Here is an 18884-nt window from a genome sequence, read left to right as displayed (position 1 = left end):
GCAAATACCTGTGGGAGCGGGCTTGCCCGCGATGACGTCGGCAGATTCGACAATGATGTAACAGACATATCGCTATCGCGGGCAAGCCCGCTCCCACAAGGAGTCTCATGGAAAAGGCCCGCTGCGATGAATGTCGCAGCGGGCCTCTTCGTTTCACCGCGCCCTAGCGGATTTGGTGCTTATGCAGCAATCGGTAAAAAGTCGGCCGCGACACGCCCAAGACTCTGGCGGCGACGCTCAGGTTGTCGCTGTGCCGGTTCAACACATCGCACAGCGCCTGACGCTCGGCGCGGGTCTTGTAGTCTTCAAGGGTGCCCATCGGCGTAGCGGTGATGTGTTGACTGATCAACCCCAGGTCTCGCGCCTCGATCTGCCGTCCTTCGGCCAGAACCAGCCCGCGCCGTACCCGGTTGGCTAACTCACGGACATTGCCCGGCCAGTCGTGCTTGCCCATGGCGATCAGCGCGTCCTCGCTGAAGCTGCGGGGACGACGGCCGGTTTCCTGGCTGTAGAAATGGGAAAAGTGGTTGGCCAGCATCGAGAGATCGCCATGGCGTTCACGCAACGGCACGGTAATGACTTGCAAGACATTCAAACGGTAATACAGATCTTCGCGAAAGAGTTTCTTCTCAATGGCCGCTTCAAGGTCGACGTGCGTCGCCGCCAATACCCGCACATCCACCGGAATAGGCTGGTGCCCCCCTACACGCTCAATGTGTTTTTCCTGCAGGAAGCGCAGCAGATTGGCTTGCAGTTCCAGGGGGAGATCACCGATTTCATCGAGAAACAGCGTTCCGCCGTTGGCCGCCTCGATCCGCCCGACCTTGCGCTGATGAGCGCCGGTGAAGGCCCCCTTCTCATGGCCAAACAGTTCGGACTGGATCAGGTGTTCGGGAATCGCGCCGCAGTTGATCGCCACGAACGGTTTGCTGTGACGCTGGGATTGTCGATGCAGGGTGCGAGCGACCAATTCCTTGCCGGTCCCGCTTTCGCCGCGGATCAGCACCGGGGATTCGGTGGGTGCCAGTTTGCTCAGCAGTTTGCGCAGTTCGCGAATCGGTTTACTGTCGCCGAGCAGTTCGTGTTCAGGCTGATCGATATGAACGGTGCCCTGGCCGCGCAGGCGCGCCATGCCGAACGCGCGGCCCAGGGTGACCTGAACCCGTGAGACATCGAACGGCAGGGTATGGAAGTCAAAAAACCATTCGCAGACGAAGTCCCCGACATTTTGCAATCGCAGGACTTCTTGATTCAGCACCGCAATCCACTCGGTACCGCTACGGCTGATCAATTCCTTGACGGCTTCCGGGCGCTCCAGATGAAAGGGCTGCAATCGGAACAGGCCGACATCGCAGGTTCGTTCGGTGGCGTTTTCCAGGGTACAGCTGTCAACATCCCAACCCACGGCGCGTAAACCCGGCAACAAACGGTGACAGTCGTCGCAAGGATCCACTACTAAAAGACGTCGTAAGGCAGGCGCTTCGATCATGACTGTTCCTTGACGCCAAATTTTAGGAAATATTATTAAAAACAGTCATTTGGCGGGCTTCGTTGTAACACTAGCAAGATTTTGACGCAGGCTTGTATCGATTGCTTATAGGGCTGTTTGCTTATTAGTTATAAGAAATCACTTGGTTAGTTGCCTAACGAGTTGAACCTTTCATTCAGCTTTCAGAAACGGCCTGAATGTCGAATCAATCAAAGAAAGTTGAAATTTCTTTTGATTGTGTGTGACCCAACCCCCACTTGCGGGCATCAGTACAAGTAACCAGCCGAACGGTAAGCCCAACCGACGGCAGATCACTTGATTGGGCATACAGAGAGAAGATCCCATGAACGCCCCGCTCCGTATCAACGAAGCACTTTTGATTGCCGACCGCGCATTCCAACCCTTTCAATGCGTGGCCTGGGCACCACAAGACGGTAATGGCGAGCTCAGCCTGACCGTCATCGATCGCACTAACACCCGCATCAGCCGCAAACAAATTCCAAGCAGCGCCTATTCCGATCCAGAGCAACTCGAACACTTGCTGGAAGAAGCCCGTGCCGAGTTGAGCCAGGAAGGTTACACGCTGCAATCGTGGACCATGCCGCACTAAGCGTTTTCGCGGATTGCCGCCCGGCAATCCGCGCCCCCACTTCCTCTTAGTTGACGTTTTTTACTGTCAGCTGCGCGACACCACTCACCTTTTTCAACTTCTAATCTGCCATATTACTTGGCAGGCTTGGCAATGGTTCGAAAAGACATTGTTCTGGCACAAAACGCTCCTCCTCCGGCTCATGAAAACAGTTGTGCGCCGAGTCATTCAGGGATTGAATGTTTTGCTCAGGCAGTCGCCATCCGGGAACCGGGATTAAGGACGACTGGCAAGGAGATGCATGCATGTCACCCCAGACTGCTTTTGCCTTACCTGCAACCGTGAACGGCGCCGAACGGCTCGATACGAATTTCGCTGGCACCGGCAAGACTCAAGTGTATTTCGCCGGCAGTCTCTCCAGCATGACCAATGGGGTTGCGATTGACCACGTTGGTCGGTTGTTGGTGGCGGCAAAGGTCGGTACTCCGGGCGGCCAACGCTTTGGCCTGGCCCGCCTGCTTGCAGATGGTTCGGCGGATCTGGCATTCGGCAAAAAAGGCAGCATCAGCGGCCAGTTCGCACTCGGCTTCGAGGCTATGGCTGGCAAGGTACGGGCATTGCCCAACGGGCACATTCTGGTGGCCGGCCTGCACTACGAGAATGCACACCGTACGCTGCCCGCCCTGGCGATGTTTGATCAGCAAGGCTGCCCGGTCCAGGGCTTTGGCGACAATGGACGTTGCGTGGTGCACCTTCCGGGTAATCTTTCCCTGGGTGCTCGCGACGCCTGGTTACCGCCCGGCGTGCCGAGCGCCGAAGCCTGTGATGTCTGTGTGCAGGAAGACGGTCGAATCCTGCTGCTGACCAATCATTACTTCGAACCCACCGATCACGTCGGCATGCTGATACGACTCAACGCCGACGGCTCGCTGGACGACAGCTTCAACGGTCGCGGTTTCGTCATGGTTCGGCACTTGTTGATGAACACCTGGCTCAGCAGTCTGATGGTGCAACGCGATGGTCGGATCCTGGTGAGTGGATCAATCAATTTTCCCGAGGAAGGTCTGCTGGCGCGCTATCACCCGGACGGCCGACTGGATGACAGCTTCGCCGTGGATGGTTTCATGACCTTCAAGGCACGGGAGCACAGCGCTCAGATCAACCAGATCGTCCAGCATGAAAATGGCGACTTGCATTGTTTTGGCAACAGTCGCGAGCCGATGCTCTGCCTGTCTCTGAAAGTTCACAGTAATGGTCGACCCGATATTCATTGCAACGGTGGCAAGCCAAAGCTTTTAGGCGTCGGCCGCAGCAGTTGCCGCTGGACCGCCGCCGAGACTCAACCGGATGGACGCGTACTGACAGTTGGATCGATGGTCGGCGGGATTGAAGCCGATTTCATTTTTGCCCGATATTTACCCAGTGGGCAACTGGATCGCAGTTTTGCCAAGGGCATTGGCTGGTGTCGCACACGCCTGGGTCGCGGCTCGCATACCGCTACTTCATTGGCCATTCAGGCCGACAGCTGCATTGTCATAGGCGGCTATTCACTGGACGGAAACTGCCGCGCGATCGTCGCGCGTTATCAGTGTTAGGCCGATATCATTTGCCTGCACTTGATCTTCTGTTGCTCTTACGGCAAGTTGCGCGCTTCTTAATACAAGGAGTAGCCGATGTCCGGTTCAATGGCCCAGGCCTTCGCGCACAACTTTCTCGGGCACTCACCTCGTTGGTACAAGGCGTGTATTGTCGGCTTCCTGATTCTCAACGCCCTGGTGTTGTGGACGGTCGGTCCGGTGGCGGCCGGCTGGCTATTGGTGCTTGAGTTCATCTTCACCCTGGCCATGGCGCTCAAGTGTTATCCGTTGATGCCCGGCGGCTTGTTGCTGATCGAAGCATTGCTGCTGAAGATGACCACGCCCCAGGCGCTTTATGATGAGCTGGTGCACAATTTCCCGGTGATCCTGCTGCTGATGTTCATGGTGGCGGGCATCTATTTCATGAAGGACCTTTTGCTGTTTCTCTTCTCGCGCCTGCTGTTGGGGGTTCGCTCCAAGGCGCTGCTGGCGTTGATGTTCTGTTTCCTGTCCGCGTTTCTGTCGGCGTTTCTTGATGCATTGACCGTGACGGCAGTAATTATCAGCGCCGCCGTGGGGTTTTATTCGGTGTATCACCGCGTCGCCTCAGGCCACGATCCACGCCAGGACGCCGAGTTCAGCGACGACCGGCATTTACCCAGCCTTCATCATGCCGACCTCGAACAATTCCGCGCCTTCCTGCGCAGCTTGCTGATGCACGGCGCCGTCGGTACCGCGTTGGGCGGTGTGTGCACGCTGGTTGGCGAGCCGCAGAACCTGCTGATCGGCCATGAAATGGGTTGGCACTTCGCCGAATTCTTTCTGAAAGTCGCACCGGTGTCGTTACCGGTACTGGCAGCCGGTCTGGTGACCTGCGTGCTGCTGGAGAAACTGCGTTGGTTCGGCTATGGCACGCTGCTGCCGGACAATGTGCGTGCGGTGCTGGCCAATTACGCCGCCGAAGACAACGCCGAACGCACTGCACGTCAGCGCGCGGCGTTGCTGGTGCAAGGGGCGGCTGCGCTGATTCTGATTGCCGGGCTGGCGTTTCACGTCGCTGAAGTCGGCCTGATCGGTTTGATGGTGATCGTGCTGATCACTGCGTTCACCGGCATTACCGATGAGCACCGTATTGGCAACGCGTTCAGGGATGCGATGCCGTTCACGGCGCTGCTGGTGGTGTTTTTCGCGGTGGTGGCGGTGATTCATGACCAGCAACTGTTCACGCCGCTGATCCAGTGGGTGCTGGCGCTGCCGGCAGATCAACAACCGGGCATGTTGTTTATTGCCAATGGCTTGTTGTCGGCCATTAGCGACAACGTATTCGTTGCGACCATCTACATCACCGAAGTGAAGCAGGCGTTCCTCGCCGGCGACATGAGCCGCGAACACTTTGAAACCCTGGCGATTGCGATCAATACCGGCACCAACCTGCCGAGCGTGGCAACGCCCAATGGTCAGGCGGCGTTCCTGTTCCTGCTGACCTCGGCGATTGCACCGCTGATTCGTCTGTCGTACGGGAGGATGGTGTGGATGGCGGTGCCTTACACCGTGGTGATGGGCGTGTTGGGCTGGTATGCGGTGAGCTACTGGTTGTAGCACCGCAATACTCACTGTAGGAGCTGTCGAGTGAAACGAGGCTGCGATCTTTTGATCTTAAAAAATCAAAATCAAAAGATCGCAGCCTCGTTTCACTCGACAGCTCCTACAGTCGATCATGTATTCAGTGTTTGAGGATGTATTGCTCAATCGCCTCGGCCGCGCCGTCTTCGGTATTGCCCCCGGTCACCACGTCAGCCTGACGCTTCACCGCCTCCTCCGCCTGCCCCATGGCGATAGACAATCCGGCCCGGTGAAACATCGCCGGGTCGTTGCCACCGTCACCCATGGCGGCGGTCTGTTCCAGCGGTACGCCGAGAAACTCGGCCAGTGTCGCCAATGCCTCGCCCTTGTTAGCCAGCATCGCCGTCACGTCCAGATAGATCGGCTGTGAACGCGAGACCTGCGCCTGCCCTTCGACCTTGGGCAGCAACTGCGCTTCCAGTTCGATCAACAGTTCGGCGTTGTTGCTGGCGGCGACGATTTTGTCGATATGCGCCATGTAAGGCTCAAAACTCTCGACCACCACCGGAGGATAGCCGAGGCCATGCTGCTCTCGAGGAACCATCGGGCCGTACGGATCCTTCAACAGCCAGTCGCCGCCACTGAACACCCAAACCTCAATGTCCGGCTGATCGGCAAACAGTGCCAGCGCCGTCAACGCTGACGTCGCCGGCAAATAATGCGCAACCAGCAAACTGCCGTCCGGGTTGACGATTGTGCCGCCATTGAAGGCCGCCGTCGGCAGATCGACACCCAGGGCTTCGATCTGCTGCAACATGGCTTTGGGCGGACGCCCAGTGGCCAGGCTGAACAGCACGCCGGCCTCGCGCAAGGCGCGGACTGCTTCGATCGTACGCTGACTGAGGCTGTGATCAGGGAGCAGTAAAGTGCCGTCCATGTCACTGAGCAGAAAACGGATGGGTTGTTGCGTTACGTCACTCACCGACGCTGTGCCAAACGCGGCCGTCACGGGTCAGCAGCTCGTCAGCGGTCTGTGGACCATCTTCGCCAGCCGCATAGCTCTGCACCGTTGCGTCCTGCTCCCAGGCGTCGAGGAATGGCTGCACGGCGCGCCAGCCGTTCTCGATGTTGTCGGCACGCTGGAACAGCGTCTGATCGCCGGTCAGGCAGTCGTAGATCAGGGTTTCATAGCCGGTCGATGGCTGCATCTCGAAGAAATCCTTGTAGGCAAAACCCAACTCGATGTTGGCCATGTTCAACGCCGGCCCCGGCCGCTTGGCCAGCAGGTCGAACCACATGCCTTCGTTGGGTTGAATCTGAATCCGCAGATAGGTCGGCTGCAACTCATCGACCTCGGTGTCGCGGAACTGCGCATACGGCGCCGGCTTGAAGCAAATGACAATCTCGGTATCGCGCGCGCTCATGCGCTTGCCGGTGCGCAGGTAGAACGGCACGCCGACCCAGCGCCAGTTGTCGATCATGACTTTGAGCGCGACATAGGTTTCGGTCGTGCTGTCAGGCGCCACGTTGGCTTCCTGGCGATAACCGGGCAGCGGCTCGCCACCAATCTCGCCGGCGGTGTATTGGCCGCGCACCGAGTTGGCTCGCGCTTCCTCGGTCGTCCAGGGGCGGATCGCGCCGACGACTTTGGCTTTTTCGCCGCGTACTGCATCGGCGCCAAAAGCGGCCGGTGGTTCCATGGCCACCATCGCCAATAATTGGAACAGGTGATTGGGCACCATGTCCCGCAGGGCGCCGGTGACCTCATAAAAACTGCCACGGGTTTCCACGCCGACGGTTTCGGCGGCGGTGATTTGCACGTGGTCGATGTAATGGTTGTTCCAGAAGGCTTCGAACAGGCTGTTGGAAAACCGGCTGACCAGAATGTTCTGCACGGTTTCCTTGCCCAGATAGTGATCGATCCGGTAGATCTGCTTTTCCGTCATCACTTTGAGCAAGCACGCGTTCAAGGCTTCGGCGGTGTGCAAGTCGGAGCCGAAAGGTTTTTCGACCACCACCCTTCTGAACGCTTCAGGGGTTTCTTGCAGCAATCCGGCAGCACCGAGACGCCGCACCACTTCGCTGAAAAAGCGCGGCGCGGTGGCCAGGTAGAAAATCGCATTGCCGGTGCCGCTGGCGGCGATTTTCGCCGCCAGTGCTTCATAGGTGCGTTCGTCAAGGAAGTCGCCCTGGACATAGCTGATGTGCTTGGCCAGTTTGGCCCACAACACCGGATCAAGGGCTTCATCGCCCTTGCCGACCTTGGCCGCCACTTCCGCCCGAATGAAATCTTCGAGTTTTTTGGCGAAGGCTTCGTCACTGATGGCGTTGTGATCAACCCCGATGATCCGCAGTCCATTCCCCAGCAAACCGTCGCGACTCAGGTTGTACAGCGCCGGCATCAGCAGGCGCTTGACCAGATCACCATGGGCACCGAACAGAAACAGCGTGGTAGGCGGTGCGGGTTCTGCCTTGGATTTCCTGCGGATCACATGAGTCATTTTTTCGAAGTCTCCACGTGGCCGCCGAAGCCGAAGCGCTGGGCAGAGAGGATCTTGTCGCCAAAGGTGCCTTGCCCGCGCGAACGGTAGCGCGAGAATAGCGAGTTCGACAGCACCGGTACCGGTACCGATTGCTCCATGGCGGCTTCGATGGTCCAGCGACCTTCACCGCTGTCAGCTACTTCACCTGTGTAACCGTCGAGTTTCGGATCGCTGGCCAGCGCATCGGCGGTCAGGTCGAGCAGCCAGGACGACACCACGCTGCCACGACGCCAGACTTCGGCGATGTCAGCGACGTTCAGGTCGAAGCGCTGATCTTCCGGCAGGTTGGTGCTGGCCTTGGTCTTGAGGATGTCGAAGCCTTCGGCGAAGGCCTGCATCATTCCGTATTCGATGCCGTTGTGAATCATCTTCACGAAATGCCCGGCACCCGCGGGGCCTGCGTGGATGTAACCGCGCTCGGCGCGATCGTCATCGGACTTGCGATCCTTGGTGCGCGGGATGTCGCCCATGCCCGGGGCCAGGGTTTCGAACAGCGGGTCGAGACGCTTAACGGTCTCGGTATCGCCGCCGATCATCATGCAGTAGCCACGTTCCAGGCCCCAGACGCCGCCGGAGGTACCGACGTCGATGTAGTGCAGGCCTTTTTCCGACAAGGTTTTAGCCCGGCGGATGTCGTCTTTATAGAAGGTGTTGCCACCGTCGATAATGGTATCGCCAGCGTCGAGCAAGGTGCTGAGGGTGTCGATGGTGTCTTCGGTCGGTGCGCCGGCGGGCAGCATGACCCACACCGCGCGTGGTTTGGCCAGGCCAGCGACCAGGGCTGGCAAGTCGGCAACACCAGTGGCGCCTTCTTCAGCCAGGGTGTCGACAAAGGCGGTATTGCGGTCGTAAACAACGGTGGTATGTCCGTTGAGCATCAGGCGCCGCGCAATATTGCCGCCCATGCGGCCCAGTCCAATAATCCCGAGTTGCATGTTCCGATGCTCCCTACTACAAATAAATGTGTGTCAAAGGTTATAGCCCAACGCGACTAATGAGGGTTAGTCCAGAGCGCTGGCACATAGTTTCCGGGCATTGTGCCCGATCCAGACTGATAACGTCGGGAATCGTCCCGAAGACACAACGACCATGAAAAATAAAAAAGTTCCCTTTGGGGGCAAAAGAAATCAGTATTGGCGCCGATAGTAAGTGAGCACCTGATTTCAGGGAGCGTACTTACAGTTGAGACAGCCATTTGCGAGGTGAGCAATGGGCACCATACACACAGCACTGCCAGCACAAACCCTTTACGTCACGATCCGTCGCGATGAACTGCGCCAGTTGAAAGACGAGCGTGACCAGTTGAAGCAGGAAGTCGCGCAATTGCGCCTGCTGACCCAAGGCAATCAGGTTCAGCCCTGGCCTGTGACCCAACGTGTTCCCCACGCCTGACCCCCTCGCTTGACTCGGAAGCAGCCACCGCTGTTTCCGACTCGCTGCACCCTGCCTGCTCCAGCAACTCACAAAGTTTTCACACCTTCTTGTCGATACTCCGGCTCATTGTGGCCGCTCGGTAACCGCGCGGCGCCCGTTCGTCTGCGACAGGGAAAGTGCCGACGGCCGAAGTAATTATCAGGCTGGAGTGCTGAATGGCTTTGTTTAAACGCAGCAAAACGTCTGCGAAAGGTTTTGATTGGGCAGGATTTCTCTGGTTATTTCTGTTCTTCTGGTATTTTTCCGGCATCACCCAACTACTGATTCAACTGACAGGCACTTCCGGTTTTACCGGGTTCCGTCAGGCCTTTGTGATGAGCGCCATCTGGCTGGCGCCGATGCTGCTGTTCCCTAAGCAAACACGTGTGATGGCCGCGTTGATCGGCGTGGTGCTGTGGGCCTGCTCGATGGCCAGCCTCGGTTATTTCTTCATCTATCAGCAGGAATTTTCCCAGAGCGTCATCTTCATCATGTTCGAATCGAACGTGTCTGAAGCCGGCGAGTACATGACCCAGTATTTTGCCTGGTGGATGGTGCTGGCGTTCCTCGCCCATACCGCGTTCGCGTATTTCCTCTGGACCCGCCTGCGTCCGGTGTACCTGCCACATGGCCAGGCGTTGGTCGCGGCGACGGCGATTCTACTGGCCGTGGTTGGTTACCCGCTGATCAAGCAGACCGCGCACACCGGCAGCCTGGCGGGCGGCTTCGAGAAATTCGAAACCCGCATCGAGCCCGCGGTGCCGTGGCAGATGGCCGTGGCCTATCACCGTTACCTCGATACCCTGGCCGGCATGCAAGACATGCTTCACAGCGCCAGCAAAATTGCCCCGCTCAAGAACCTCTCCGATTCGATGGCCAATCAGCCAGCGACTCTGGTGCTGGTGATCGGCGAGTCCACTAACCGTCAGCGCATGAGCCTGTACGGCTACCCTCGGGAAACCACCCCGGAGCTGGACAAGCTCAAGGACCAACTGGCGGTCTTCGATAACGTCATTACCCCACGCCCCTACACCATCGAAGCGTTGCAGCAGGTACTGACGTTCGCCGACGAAGAAAATCCCGATCTCTACCTGTCGACGCCGTCGGTGGTCAGCATGATGAAACAGGCGGGTTACAAGACCTTCTGGATTACCAATCAGCAGACCATGACCAAGCGCAACACCATGCTCACGACGTTCTCCCAGCAGGCCGACGAGCAGGTGTACCTGAACAACAACCGCAACCAGAACGCCGCCCAGTACGATGGCGACGTGATCGAACCATTCAACAAGGCGCTGACCGATGCGGCGCCACGCAAGCTGATCGTTGTGCATTTGCTCGGCACGCACATGAGCTACCAGTACCGTTACCCGTCGACGTTCAACAAGTTCACCGACCGCAAAGGCGTTCCGGACGGCGTGCGTGACGATCAAGTGCCGACGTACAACAGCTATGACAACGCAGTGCTGTACAACGACTTCGTGGTGTCGAGCCTGATCAAGGACTACGCCAAGTCTGATCCGAACGGCTTCCTGCTGTACCTCTCAGACCATGGCGAAGACGTCTTCGACTCCGTTGGCCATAAAACCCTGGGGCGCAACGAGAGCAAACCGACAGCGCCGATGTACACCATTCCGTTCATGGCCTGGGCTTCGCCGAAATGGCGCGAAACTCATGACTGGAGTTTTGCCGGCGATTTGAGCCGGCCGTACAGTAGTTCTCAGCTGATTCACACCTGGGCGGATCTGGCAGGCCTGAGTTTCGATGAACTGGACCGCAGTAAAAGCCTGGTCAGCGACAGCTTCAAGCCTCGGCCATTGATGATCGGCGACCCTTATGCACGTAAGCAGAGACCGTTGATCGACTTCAGCCTGATGAAACCCAAGGGCGCACCTATCACGCCGGCAGTCGTTCAGCAGTAGTTTTGGCGCGGATCCTGTGGGAGCGGGCTTGTGTGGCGAGGGGGCTTGCCCCCGTTGGGGTGCGAAGCGCCCCTGGCATTTCAAAGTTAAACCGCATGTAAAGGATTTACGACTGCTTCGCAGCCGAACGGGGGCAAGCCCCCTCGCCACAAAAGCTCCCTCGCCACACAAGCCCGCTCCCACAAGATTATGGATTGCGGACTAAAGCGCTTTGATCCAGAACAGCATCCGCCCGTGCGCCGGGTCGAACATGCCTGGCGAAAAACCGAATTTGCCGTAGGCCCCCTGAGCCACCGCATTGCCTTCCAGTACTTCCAGGGTGATTTTGCAGCAGCCGCGCTGGCGCGCGATGTCTTCGACTTTGTGCAGCATCTTCTGACTCAACCCCAACCCGCGAAACTTCGACACCACTGCCACGTCGTGCACGTTGACTAGCGGTCGGCAAGCGAAGGTCGAAAAACCTTCAAAGCAGTTGACCAGCCCTGCCGGCTCGCCGCCGACAAACGCCAGTACGCTGAAGGCATGGGGACGTTTGGCCAGTTCCCCCGGCAGTTGTTGCAACCTATCGGCGGGTAACGGGTGACCGCCGCCCATCGGGTCTTCGGCGTAGTGGTTCAATACAAGACAAATTGCCTCGGCATGCACCGGGTTGGTGTAGCTGACCTGAAGCACAAGAATTTCTGCGGATTCCATTTCCACCCTCAATCACACAAGTTGCCCCAGTTCGCCTCTTGCGCACTGAAAGGTCCAGCGACCTTATCGCGAGTGCCGGGGTGCCGACAACCGGATCCTGTTGTGATCGTTCTCTCTCAAACGCCCCAGATCAATGCCTCGGTCCATCCCAGCTCGGCAAAATCCTCGGCCCTCAACGCCGACTCTCCGGCACAAAAAAATTCGTCCAGTTGCGGCGGCTTGACCGAGGTGCCACTGAGCATCGCGTGAACCTGCCCGCGATGATGAATCTGATGCTCGAACAAATGGGACAGCATGCGCAAACGGCTGTCATGTTGCGGGGTGTCGCGCGCGATGGTCACGAGCCGTCCGAGGTCTGCGTCGCGCAGTTGCTCGCAGTAGGCGATCAGTCGACGGTCCACCAGGGCTTGCTCGCGCTTGAGATCGGCGCTGTGGGTGAATGGCTCGTCTTCGTTGAAAAATACGTAGCAATCGGGATGCGGTTCGTCACCGCGCATTTCCCGCTCCAGGGCATCCACATAAAACCAGTCGCAGGTCAGGATGTGATTGAGGGTCGCGCTGAGGCTGGGAAAGAAACTGACTCGCGGCGCCGCCAGTTCGGCCGGGCTTAGCTGAAGCCAGGCCTTGGCCAGTCGGTGATTGGCCCAGGCGTTCTGATAGGCCATGGTCAGCAAATGGTGGGACAAGGGCTGATTCATGTTCGCTCCTCCCGGATATCAAGCCTCGGCGAAACGTTGTAGCTGCATTTCCTGCAGACGACTAAGGGTGCGACGAAACGGAAACTCCAGATAACCCTCGGTGTACAACGCCTCCATCGGCACCTGCGCTTCGAGGTACAGCGGCACCTTGCGGTCGTAGCATTCGTCCACCAGGGCGATGAACCGGCGCACGCCATCGTCATGCACCGACAACTGCGGCAACTCGCGATCACCCGCCACCACCCGTTCGACGCCGTCTTCAGTGCCGCGGGCGATGCGCCCTTCGCGTTTTTGTGCGCTGAGGTTGGGCACGTCGCTCAACAGAATAGCGCTGAAGGTGTCGCACAGGGCCATGAAGTCCATGGCGGCAAATGGCTGCTCGCAGAGCTCGGCGTAACGGCACCAGAGCACGGTTTGACTGGCCTGCATCACATTGACCGAACGGTAGCCGATCTTGACCGGATCGCTGGACAGCGACTGGCCGACGGTCAAGGCCTTGAACACCTCGCTCAAGGCGCCGGGCTGACCCGGGACATTTACCCAGTAACGCTGCAGACCGGCGCCAGGGTGCAGGCGATGATCTTCCCCGCCATCCACCGCAATCACCTGCATGTGTTGCTTGATCGCGGTAATGGCCGGCACGAACCGGTCACGGTTGAAGCCATCCGCGTACAACTGATCCGGCGGCTGATTGGAGGTGCAGACCACCACCACGCCCTGCTCGAACATCACCTGAAACAAACGCCCGAGAATGATGGCGTCACCGATGTCGTTGACGAACAGTTCATCGAAACATAGCACGCGCACTTCCTGGCTCAGTTCGCGGGCCAGGGCTTTCAACGGGTCGGCGGTGCCAGTCAATTGAAACGAGCGCTGATGCACCCAGCCCATGAAATGATGAAAGTGTTGACGTCGGGCCGGAACGCGCAGGTTTTGGTAGAACTGATCCATCAACCAGGTCTTGCCCCGCCCAACCGGGCCCCAGAGGTACACGCCGGTGATGGGCGTGTGGTTTTCATGCAAGGCTTCGTGGCATTTTTGCAGCGCCCACACGGCATGTTCCTGGGCTTCGTCCTGGACGAAGCCCTTCTGTTCGATGGCGTGTTGCCAGGCGCTTAAGGGAGAGTCGACATTCATGCGCGGCAGTATACGTCTCTGGGGCTGCTGGTGAAGCCTGGGCCGTAGCAGCTGTCGAGCCTGCGAGGCTGCGTTCGGCTGCGCAGCAGTCGTCAAACCAGAACCGGCGGTACATCAGGCATACCGCGTCAATCGGATTCACGACTGCTGCGCAGCCGAACGCAGCCTAGCAGGCTCGACAGCTGCTACATAGGCCGGTGGTTACAGCGAGATATCCAGCCTGGCAATCTTGCCCTGCTCATTGAGGCGGAACATGTAGCGCAGTTCCAGCGGGCTGCCGGGAAACGTGCCGGAGATCAGGTTGTGCACCAGCACTTTGCCGGTTCGCAGCTGAACGTCGAGCACCTCGACCCGGGGGTGATAACGTTGTGCGGTGTCTTGCATCCATTGGGCGATGGCTTGCGTGCCGACCTGATGCTGCCCTTCATCGAACACGTTGGCATCCTCAGCGAAAAAACTGGCAACCCTCGACGTATCGCGAGCATTGGCAGCGGCAATGTAGGCGGCGATGGCGGGGGCCAGTGAAGAGGCTGGATTGGACATGTTTACGGCTCCTTGTGAGTTGATTCTGGAGCCATGCTAAAACAAGCCTGTGTCAGTTCTTGTCAGGAGTGAAACGCCCTGCTTCGTCGAGTTGCATCTGCTTGCGCCAGGTGCGCAAAAGGTCGCTGCGTCGACCCGGATAACGTTCGCCCTGCTCACTGGCAGCCGAGATCCGGTCGGTGCGAAAGGTGCGATAGGCACTGCGCAATTCACACCAGGCGACGATGATCCGCACCTCGTTGAGAAAACCCAGGGCCAGTGGCCAGATCAGCCGCTGACTCGGCACCTGATTGGCGTCCGCGTAATCGATGTGCAGCTTGGACTGATCGCGGATGGCTTGGCGAAATACATTCAAGGGCACGGCATTTTGCGGATAGCCATAACCCGGAGGGCCCGGCAGTACTGTGGGATTGCGCAAGGCCTCCTGGGCGGCGGGGTCGAGTACCGCGGCGATTTTTGCCAAGGCATCGGCCGCGGCTTTGCCCAAGACCTCATCGCCACGCTGATCGACGTAGCGCAACCCGAGCACAATAGCTTCGGTTTCATCGGCATTGAGCATCAAGGGCGGCAGGAACAGACCGCTGCGCAACACATAGCCGATCCCCGCCTCGCCAAAGATCGGCGCGCCGAGGGCGGTGAGTTCCGCGATGTCGCGGTACAGCGTGCGTTCGGAAATCTCCAGTTCGCTGGCCAATGTCGCGGCAGTCACCGGACGACTTTTGCCCCGTAGCACTTGTAACAAAGTCAGTAAACGGCTGGTTCGCGACACGGTCGGCAGGCTCTTTCCTGAAAAAGTCGTCGGAGCTTAGCAGAGGCTGTTGTCAGAAACTGGCAGGAGCGATAAGACCTCGCTCCAATGGCCGGACATAGATCAAATGTGTGCGGGCTCTGTGGCGAGGGGGCTTGCCCCCGTTCGGCGGCGCAGCCGTCGCAAGATCAGCGCGTCAGGTGTGTCTGAAGGAATGTCGGGGGCCGCTTCGCAACCCAAACGGGGCAAGCCCCTTCGCCACAGGTTTTGTGTATGCCCCTCTGTACCGTTTAGCGTTGCCCTCACTGCCCGCGGCTGGCATCCTGCGCCTCCATTTTCTGACCCGGCCCCGCCTTTCGGCACGCAAACCACCATGACCGCCTCTGAAAAAGCCCTTGCCCCACGCAACAACGATCTGATTTACGGCCTCGACGATCGCCCTCACCTGACCGCCACGGTCTTCGCCGCCCTGCAACATGTACTGGCGAGTTTCGTTGGCATTATCACGCCGACGCTGATCATGGGCAGCGCCCTTGGCCTGCAAAGTGAAGTGCCTTATCTGATCAGCATGGCGCTGTTCGTTTCGGGGCTGGGCACGTTTGTCCAGGCGCGGCGGTTCGGCCCGGTCGGTTCCGGCCTGTTGTGCCTGCAAGGCACCAGCTTCTCGTTTATCAGCGTCATTCTCAGCGCCGGTTTCATGGTCAAGGCGCGGGGCGGCGGCACCGATGAAATCCTTTCGACGATTTTCGGCGTGTGCTTTTTCGCCGCGTTCATCGAAGTGGTACTGAGCCAGTTCATCGGCAAGCTGCGGATGCTGATCACCCCGGTGGTGACCGGCACCATCATTACCCTCATGGGCCTGTCGCTGATCAAGGTCGCCATGACCGACATTGCCGGCGGTTTCGGTGCGGCGGATCTCGGCGCGGCCAGCCATCTGGCGCTGGCGGCACTGGTGCTGGGAACCATCGTGGTGTTGAATCGGGTGGATGTGCCGTTCCTGCGCCTGGGCGCGATCGTCATCGGCCTGGCCCTCGGTTATGCGGTCGCGTGGTTCATGGGCCAGGTCGACTTCACCAGCCTGCCCGCCGTGCCGCTGATGAGTGTGCCCGTACCGTTCAAGTACGGTTTCTCATTCGACTGGGTGGCGTTTGTGCCGGTGGCGGTGATTTTCCTGGTGTCGCCGCTGGAAGCCGCCGGTGACCTGACCGCCAATTCGATGATTTCCCGGCAGCCAGTCAAAGGCCCGATCTATATCCGCCGGATCAAATCCGGGTTGCTGGCCGACGGTCTCAATTCGGCGATGGCTGCGGTGTTCAACAGCATGCCAATGGTGACCTTCGCTCAAAACAACGGCGTGATTCAGCTCACCGGTGTGGCCAGCCGTTATGTGGCGTTTTTCATCGCCGGCCTATTGGTGGTATTGGGGTTGTTCCCGATGATTGGCGCGGTGCTGCAATTGATGCCAAAACCGGTGCTCGGCGGCGCTGAACTGGTGATGTTCGGCACCGTGGCAGTGGCCGGGATCAAGATTCTCGCCGAGGCAGGCCTGCATCGGCGCAACATGCTGATCGTGGCGATTTCCCTAGGCATGGGCCTGGGCGTCGCGGCAGTGCCTGAAGTGTTGCGCGAGTTGCCGAAGGCGCTGCACAACATCTTCGAATCACCGATCACTGTCGGTGCGTTGTGCGCTATCGTGCTGAATATCTTCCTGCCCGAAGAATTCATCGAGCTGGAAGAAGACGAGTTCGATCCGGAAGCCTCGGTGCTTCAGGTGATGCAGAACCCGGATGTTGCGGCCAAGGGTGAACCCGTTTCACCTGCAGCTGTCGCACAGTTGAACCGTGCGTAATGCTCAAGAGCCGAGCCACGAGCGGCTCGGCCTTTTTCTTTACGAGAACCTGTCCATGCGCAGATTGTTCGCCCTGTCTCTGTCCCTCCTGTTGCTCTCCCTGAGCGCCTGCTCCCTGTTCCCTCATCGCGATCCGCTGAACATCAACGTGGTCGGTATCGAGCCGCTGCCAAGCCAGGAACTGGAAGTGCGTTTTGCGGTAAAACTGCGCGTGCAGAACCCCAATGAAACGGCGATCGACTACAACGGCGTGGCCCTGGATCTGGAGGTGAACGGTCAATCACTCGCCTCCGGTGTCAGCGATCAATCGGGCTCGATCCCGCGTTTTTCTGAAGCGGTGATTGTTGTGCCGGTGAGCGTTTCGGCCTTCTCGGTGCTGCGTCAGACCCTCGGGCTGGGACAGACGCAGACACTGAACAATATGCCTTATGTGCTTCGGGGCAAATTGGCCGGTGGCGTGTTCGGCACGATGCGTTTCCTTGATCGCGGCAAACTCAGCCTGCCGGGACCGACTACCGACACGTGGTAATACTCACGGCTCGGCCCGCGGTTTAACCGGATCGATCACCTGGGTCACACAATGTTTGAGGCCTTCTACGTGCCAGTTGGCCCACAGCCGACTTTTGCCGGTGCTGTCTTCATCCGGCTCTATCGCCAGCCAGTTTCTTGCGGCGATCAGGTAACGTCCTCGGGCACCGATGGGTAACATGGTTCCGGTGATGCCGTAGTCGATCTGTTCCTGTTCCTTGCCAATGGACTCCAGAAATTGCACTGCCAGCACTGGCGGTGCAGGATGCACGACCCCGGTCGAAATCAATTGGTAAATCAATCCTGAACCATCGTTGCGATGCCGGGACAACGTCGATTCGATCACGCAGGCCCCCGCCACATGAACATCACCGGACACCAGCGTAACCTTGCATGACTCGGCATGGGCGAAATCCAGCAACCGCATGATCAACCGTTTGCGTTCGTCTCGGTGAGGCAGGCTTCGCCAATGGTCGCGCAAATCGTCCTCAAGCTCCTGTTGCCCCGAGATCAGGTCCAGTGCCTTTTCGGCCGCCTGCAAATCAAGGTAGCCCACGGGAATACTCGACATCAGCAGCAAGTGCTTATGCCCCTTGACCTTGCTCAGCCAGGCATAAATCGCATCCCAACTGACGGGCGAAATGATCCGGGTCGACCGAGCCGGCGGAGTCGTCAAATCCGGTGCACGTTCACTGCGCAAGTCGGGGACCAGCAATGCCAATTCGCCCAGGCCGGTAAACCCCAGGTGAAAGCCGTCGGCGGTGTCGGGAATCGCACAGGGATGAGTATCAGCGGACGGTTTGAGGTGCGGATGAGTCTGGATCAGTTGCTGCTGGAAAATCCTGAAATAGCGTTTGGCCGTGGCAAACAGCCCCTGGAACACCGGGCTTGAATGCAGTATCTCATCGTAGGAACCCCAGCCATCGATGATGTCATGGTCATCCCACATCATCACCGTCGGAACGGCTCTGAGCAGCTTCGCGACCTCAGGTTGTTTCCAGCGCTCCAGGTAGAGTCTGGCGAAGAACTTGTCCAGATCGGCTTCGATCACCTTGCTGTAGACCGCCTTTCGACGGTCGGCGAAAGGCTTGGCAAACCATGTTTTCATCGACGACACATTGCTGCGCATATTGTCGCTGTAAACCTGATCGCCCCCCATCAACAACAGGTGATAGGGCTTGCTTTGATGAGCCCCCCACATGTGTTCCCAGCGCTCGTTGTTCCGGTCCACCTTCTCCATGTCCTTGGGGTCCGAGAAACCGTTGCACGACACATAGGCCATGCGCGGCGACTGACCCTCGGCCGGAACGACAAAGTTGGCCTCCGCGCCCTCTATCTTGATCGTGTAAGTAGTGGCGACAGCCTGGTCTTGCAGCGCTTTTAAATCGATGCGCCAGACGCGGTACTGAGGATTGAGCAACGGGATATCAGCGGTGGCCAGCGGTTTGCCGGCAGTGATACCGCCGGGTACTTTTACGCTGGGTGATATCGCGCCCAAGGGTAAAACCACTAGAGCCGACACGTTATAGACATTACTGTTGATGCCACGAAACTGCAGAATCGGGCCGAGTAACAAACTCATGGACAGTCCA

17 protein-coding genes are annotated in these 18884 nt (G+C 58.6%); 7 read left to right on the top strand and 10 right to left on the bottom strand.

From position 1 onward, the window contains the following. Positions 1–163: 163 nt before the first annotated feature. Positions 164–1489 (bottom strand): sigma-54 dependent transcriptional regulator, encoded by a 1326-nt coding sequence (locus tag JFU11_RS08470; protein WP_123359592.1) that lies wholly within the window; start codon positions 1487–1489, stop codon positions 164–166. A 343-nt stretch (positions 1490–1832) separates the two neighbouring features. Between JFU11_RS08470 and JFU11_RS08465 the strand changes: the two genes are divergently transcribed. From JFU11_RS08465 to nhaB, 3 genes are all read left to right on the top strand, one after another. Then, positions 1833–2099, top strand: a complete 267-nt coding sequence (locus JFU11_RS08465) for a hypothetical protein (protein ID WP_123722884.1) — start codon at positions 1833–1835, stop codon at positions 2097–2099. Positions 2100–2383: 284 nt separating this feature from the next. Further along, positions 2384–3673 (top strand): hypothetical protein, encoded by a 1290-nt coding sequence (locus JFU11_RS08460; RefSeq protein WP_123722885.1) that lies wholly within the window; start codon positions 2384–2386, stop codon positions 3671–3673. A gap of 78 nt (positions 3674–3751) precedes the next feature. Beyond that, a complete protein-coding gene (gene nhaB, locus JFU11_RS08455) occupies positions 3752–5254 on the top strand; it encodes a sodium/proton antiporter NhaB (protein ID WP_201060358.1) in 1503 nt (500 codons plus the stop codon). A gap of 124 nt (positions 5255–5378) precedes the next feature. Here nhaB and JFU11_RS08450 read toward each other — a convergent pair whose 3' ends face one another. From JFU11_RS08450 to gnd, 3 genes are read right to left on the bottom strand one after another with little or no spacing between them, the layout of a single operon-like run. Continuing rightward, positions 5379–6200 (bottom strand): HAD family hydrolase, encoded by an 822-nt coding sequence (locus JFU11_RS08450; RefSeq protein WP_201060357.1) that lies wholly within the window; start codon positions 6198–6200, stop codon positions 5379–5381. Then, a complete protein-coding gene (zwf, locus tag JFU11_RS08445) occupies positions 6193–7719 on the bottom strand; it encodes a glucose-6-phosphate dehydrogenase (protein WP_201060356.1) in 1527 nt (508 codons plus the stop codon). Before zwf ends, JFU11_RS08450 begins: the two co-directional genes overlap by 8 nt. Beyond that, on the bottom strand, positions 7716–8720 hold the full coding sequence (gene gnd, locus JFU11_RS08440; protein ID WP_223569646.1) for a phosphogluconate dehydrogenase (NAD(+)-dependent, decarboxylating): 1005 nt from the start codon (positions 8718–8720) through the stop codon (positions 7716–7718). Before gnd ends, zwf begins: the two co-directional genes overlap by 4 nt. Before the next feature lie 250 nt (positions 8721–8970). Between gnd and JFU11_RS08435 the strand changes: the two genes are divergently transcribed. Next, positions 8971–9153, top strand: a complete 183-nt coding sequence (locus tag JFU11_RS08435) for a DUF6026 family protein (protein ID WP_123722889.1) — start codon at positions 8971–8973, stop codon at positions 9151–9153. Between the two features lie 197 nt (positions 9154–9350). Then, on the top strand, positions 9351–11096 hold the full coding sequence (locus JFU11_RS08430) for a phosphoethanolamine transferase CptA (protein WP_201060355.1): 1746 nt from the start codon (positions 9351–9353) through the stop codon (positions 11094–11096). 201 nt (positions 11097–11297) lie between these two features. On the opposite strand, the gene JFU11_RS08425 is transcribed toward JFU11_RS08430, so the two are convergent. The 5 genes from JFU11_RS08425 to JFU11_RS08405 form a co-directional block, all read right to left on the bottom strand. Beyond that, positions 11298–11789, bottom strand: coding sequence for a GNAT family N-acetyltransferase (locus tag JFU11_RS08425; RefSeq protein WP_201060354.1), 492 nt, complete (start codon positions 11787–11789; stop codon positions 11298–11300). A 116-nt stretch (positions 11790–11905) separates the two neighbouring features. Next, on the bottom strand, positions 11906–12487 hold the full coding sequence (locus JFU11_RS08420) for a DinB family protein (RefSeq protein ID WP_201060353.1): 582 nt from the start codon (positions 12485–12487) through the stop codon (positions 11906–11908). Positions 12488–12505: 18 nt separating this feature from the next. Next, a complete protein-coding gene (zapE, locus tag JFU11_RS08415; RefSeq protein WP_201060352.1) occupies positions 12506–13624 on the bottom strand; it encodes a cell division protein ZapE in 1119 nt (372 codons plus the stop codon). A 201-nt stretch (positions 13625–13825) separates the two neighbouring features. Then, positions 13826–14167, bottom strand: coding sequence for a nuclear transport factor 2 family protein (locus JFU11_RS08410; RefSeq protein WP_201060351.1), 342 nt, complete (start codon positions 14165–14167; stop codon positions 13826–13828). A gap of 52 nt (positions 14168–14219) precedes the next feature. After that, positions 14220–14936 carry a YafY family protein gene (locus JFU11_RS08405; protein ID WP_123722893.1) on the bottom strand — a complete coding sequence of 239 codons (717 nt, stop codon included), beginning with the start codon at positions 14934–14936 and terminating at the stop codon, positions 14220–14222. A 352-nt stretch (positions 14937–15288) separates the two neighbouring features. Here JFU11_RS08405 and JFU11_RS08400 point away from each other — a divergent pair, with 352 nt between their 5' ends. Beyond that, positions 15289–16764 carry a nucleobase:cation symporter-2 family protein gene (locus JFU11_RS08400; RefSeq protein WP_123722894.1) on the top strand — a complete coding sequence of 492 codons (1476 nt, stop codon included), beginning with the start codon at positions 15289–15291 and terminating at the stop codon, positions 16762–16764. A gap of 55 nt (positions 16765–16819) precedes the next feature. Further along, positions 16820–17293 carry an LEA type 2 family protein gene (locus JFU11_RS08395; RefSeq protein ID WP_123722895.1) on the top strand — a complete coding sequence of 158 codons (474 nt, stop codon included), beginning with the start codon at positions 16820–16822 and terminating at the stop codon, positions 17291–17293. 3 nt (positions 17294–17296) lie between these two features. On the opposite strand, the gene JFU11_RS08390 is transcribed toward JFU11_RS08395, so the two are convergent. Further along, positions 17297–18874: an alkaline phosphatase D family protein gene (locus JFU11_RS08390; RefSeq protein WP_201060350.1), complete on the bottom strand. Its 1578-nt coding sequence runs from the start codon at positions 18872–18874 to the stop codon at positions 17297–17299. Between the last annotated feature and the right edge of the window lie 10 nt (positions 18875–18884).

It is taken from the genome of Pseudomonas sp. TH37 (assembly GCF_016650735.1).
Taxonomy (GTDB): domain Bacteria; phylum Pseudomonadota; class Gammaproteobacteria; order Pseudomonadales; family Pseudomonadaceae; genus Aquipseudomonas; species Aquipseudomonas farris.
The sequence above is the reverse complement of the archived record's forward strand: the minus strand, read 5'-3'. Positions and strand labels throughout refer to the sequence as shown.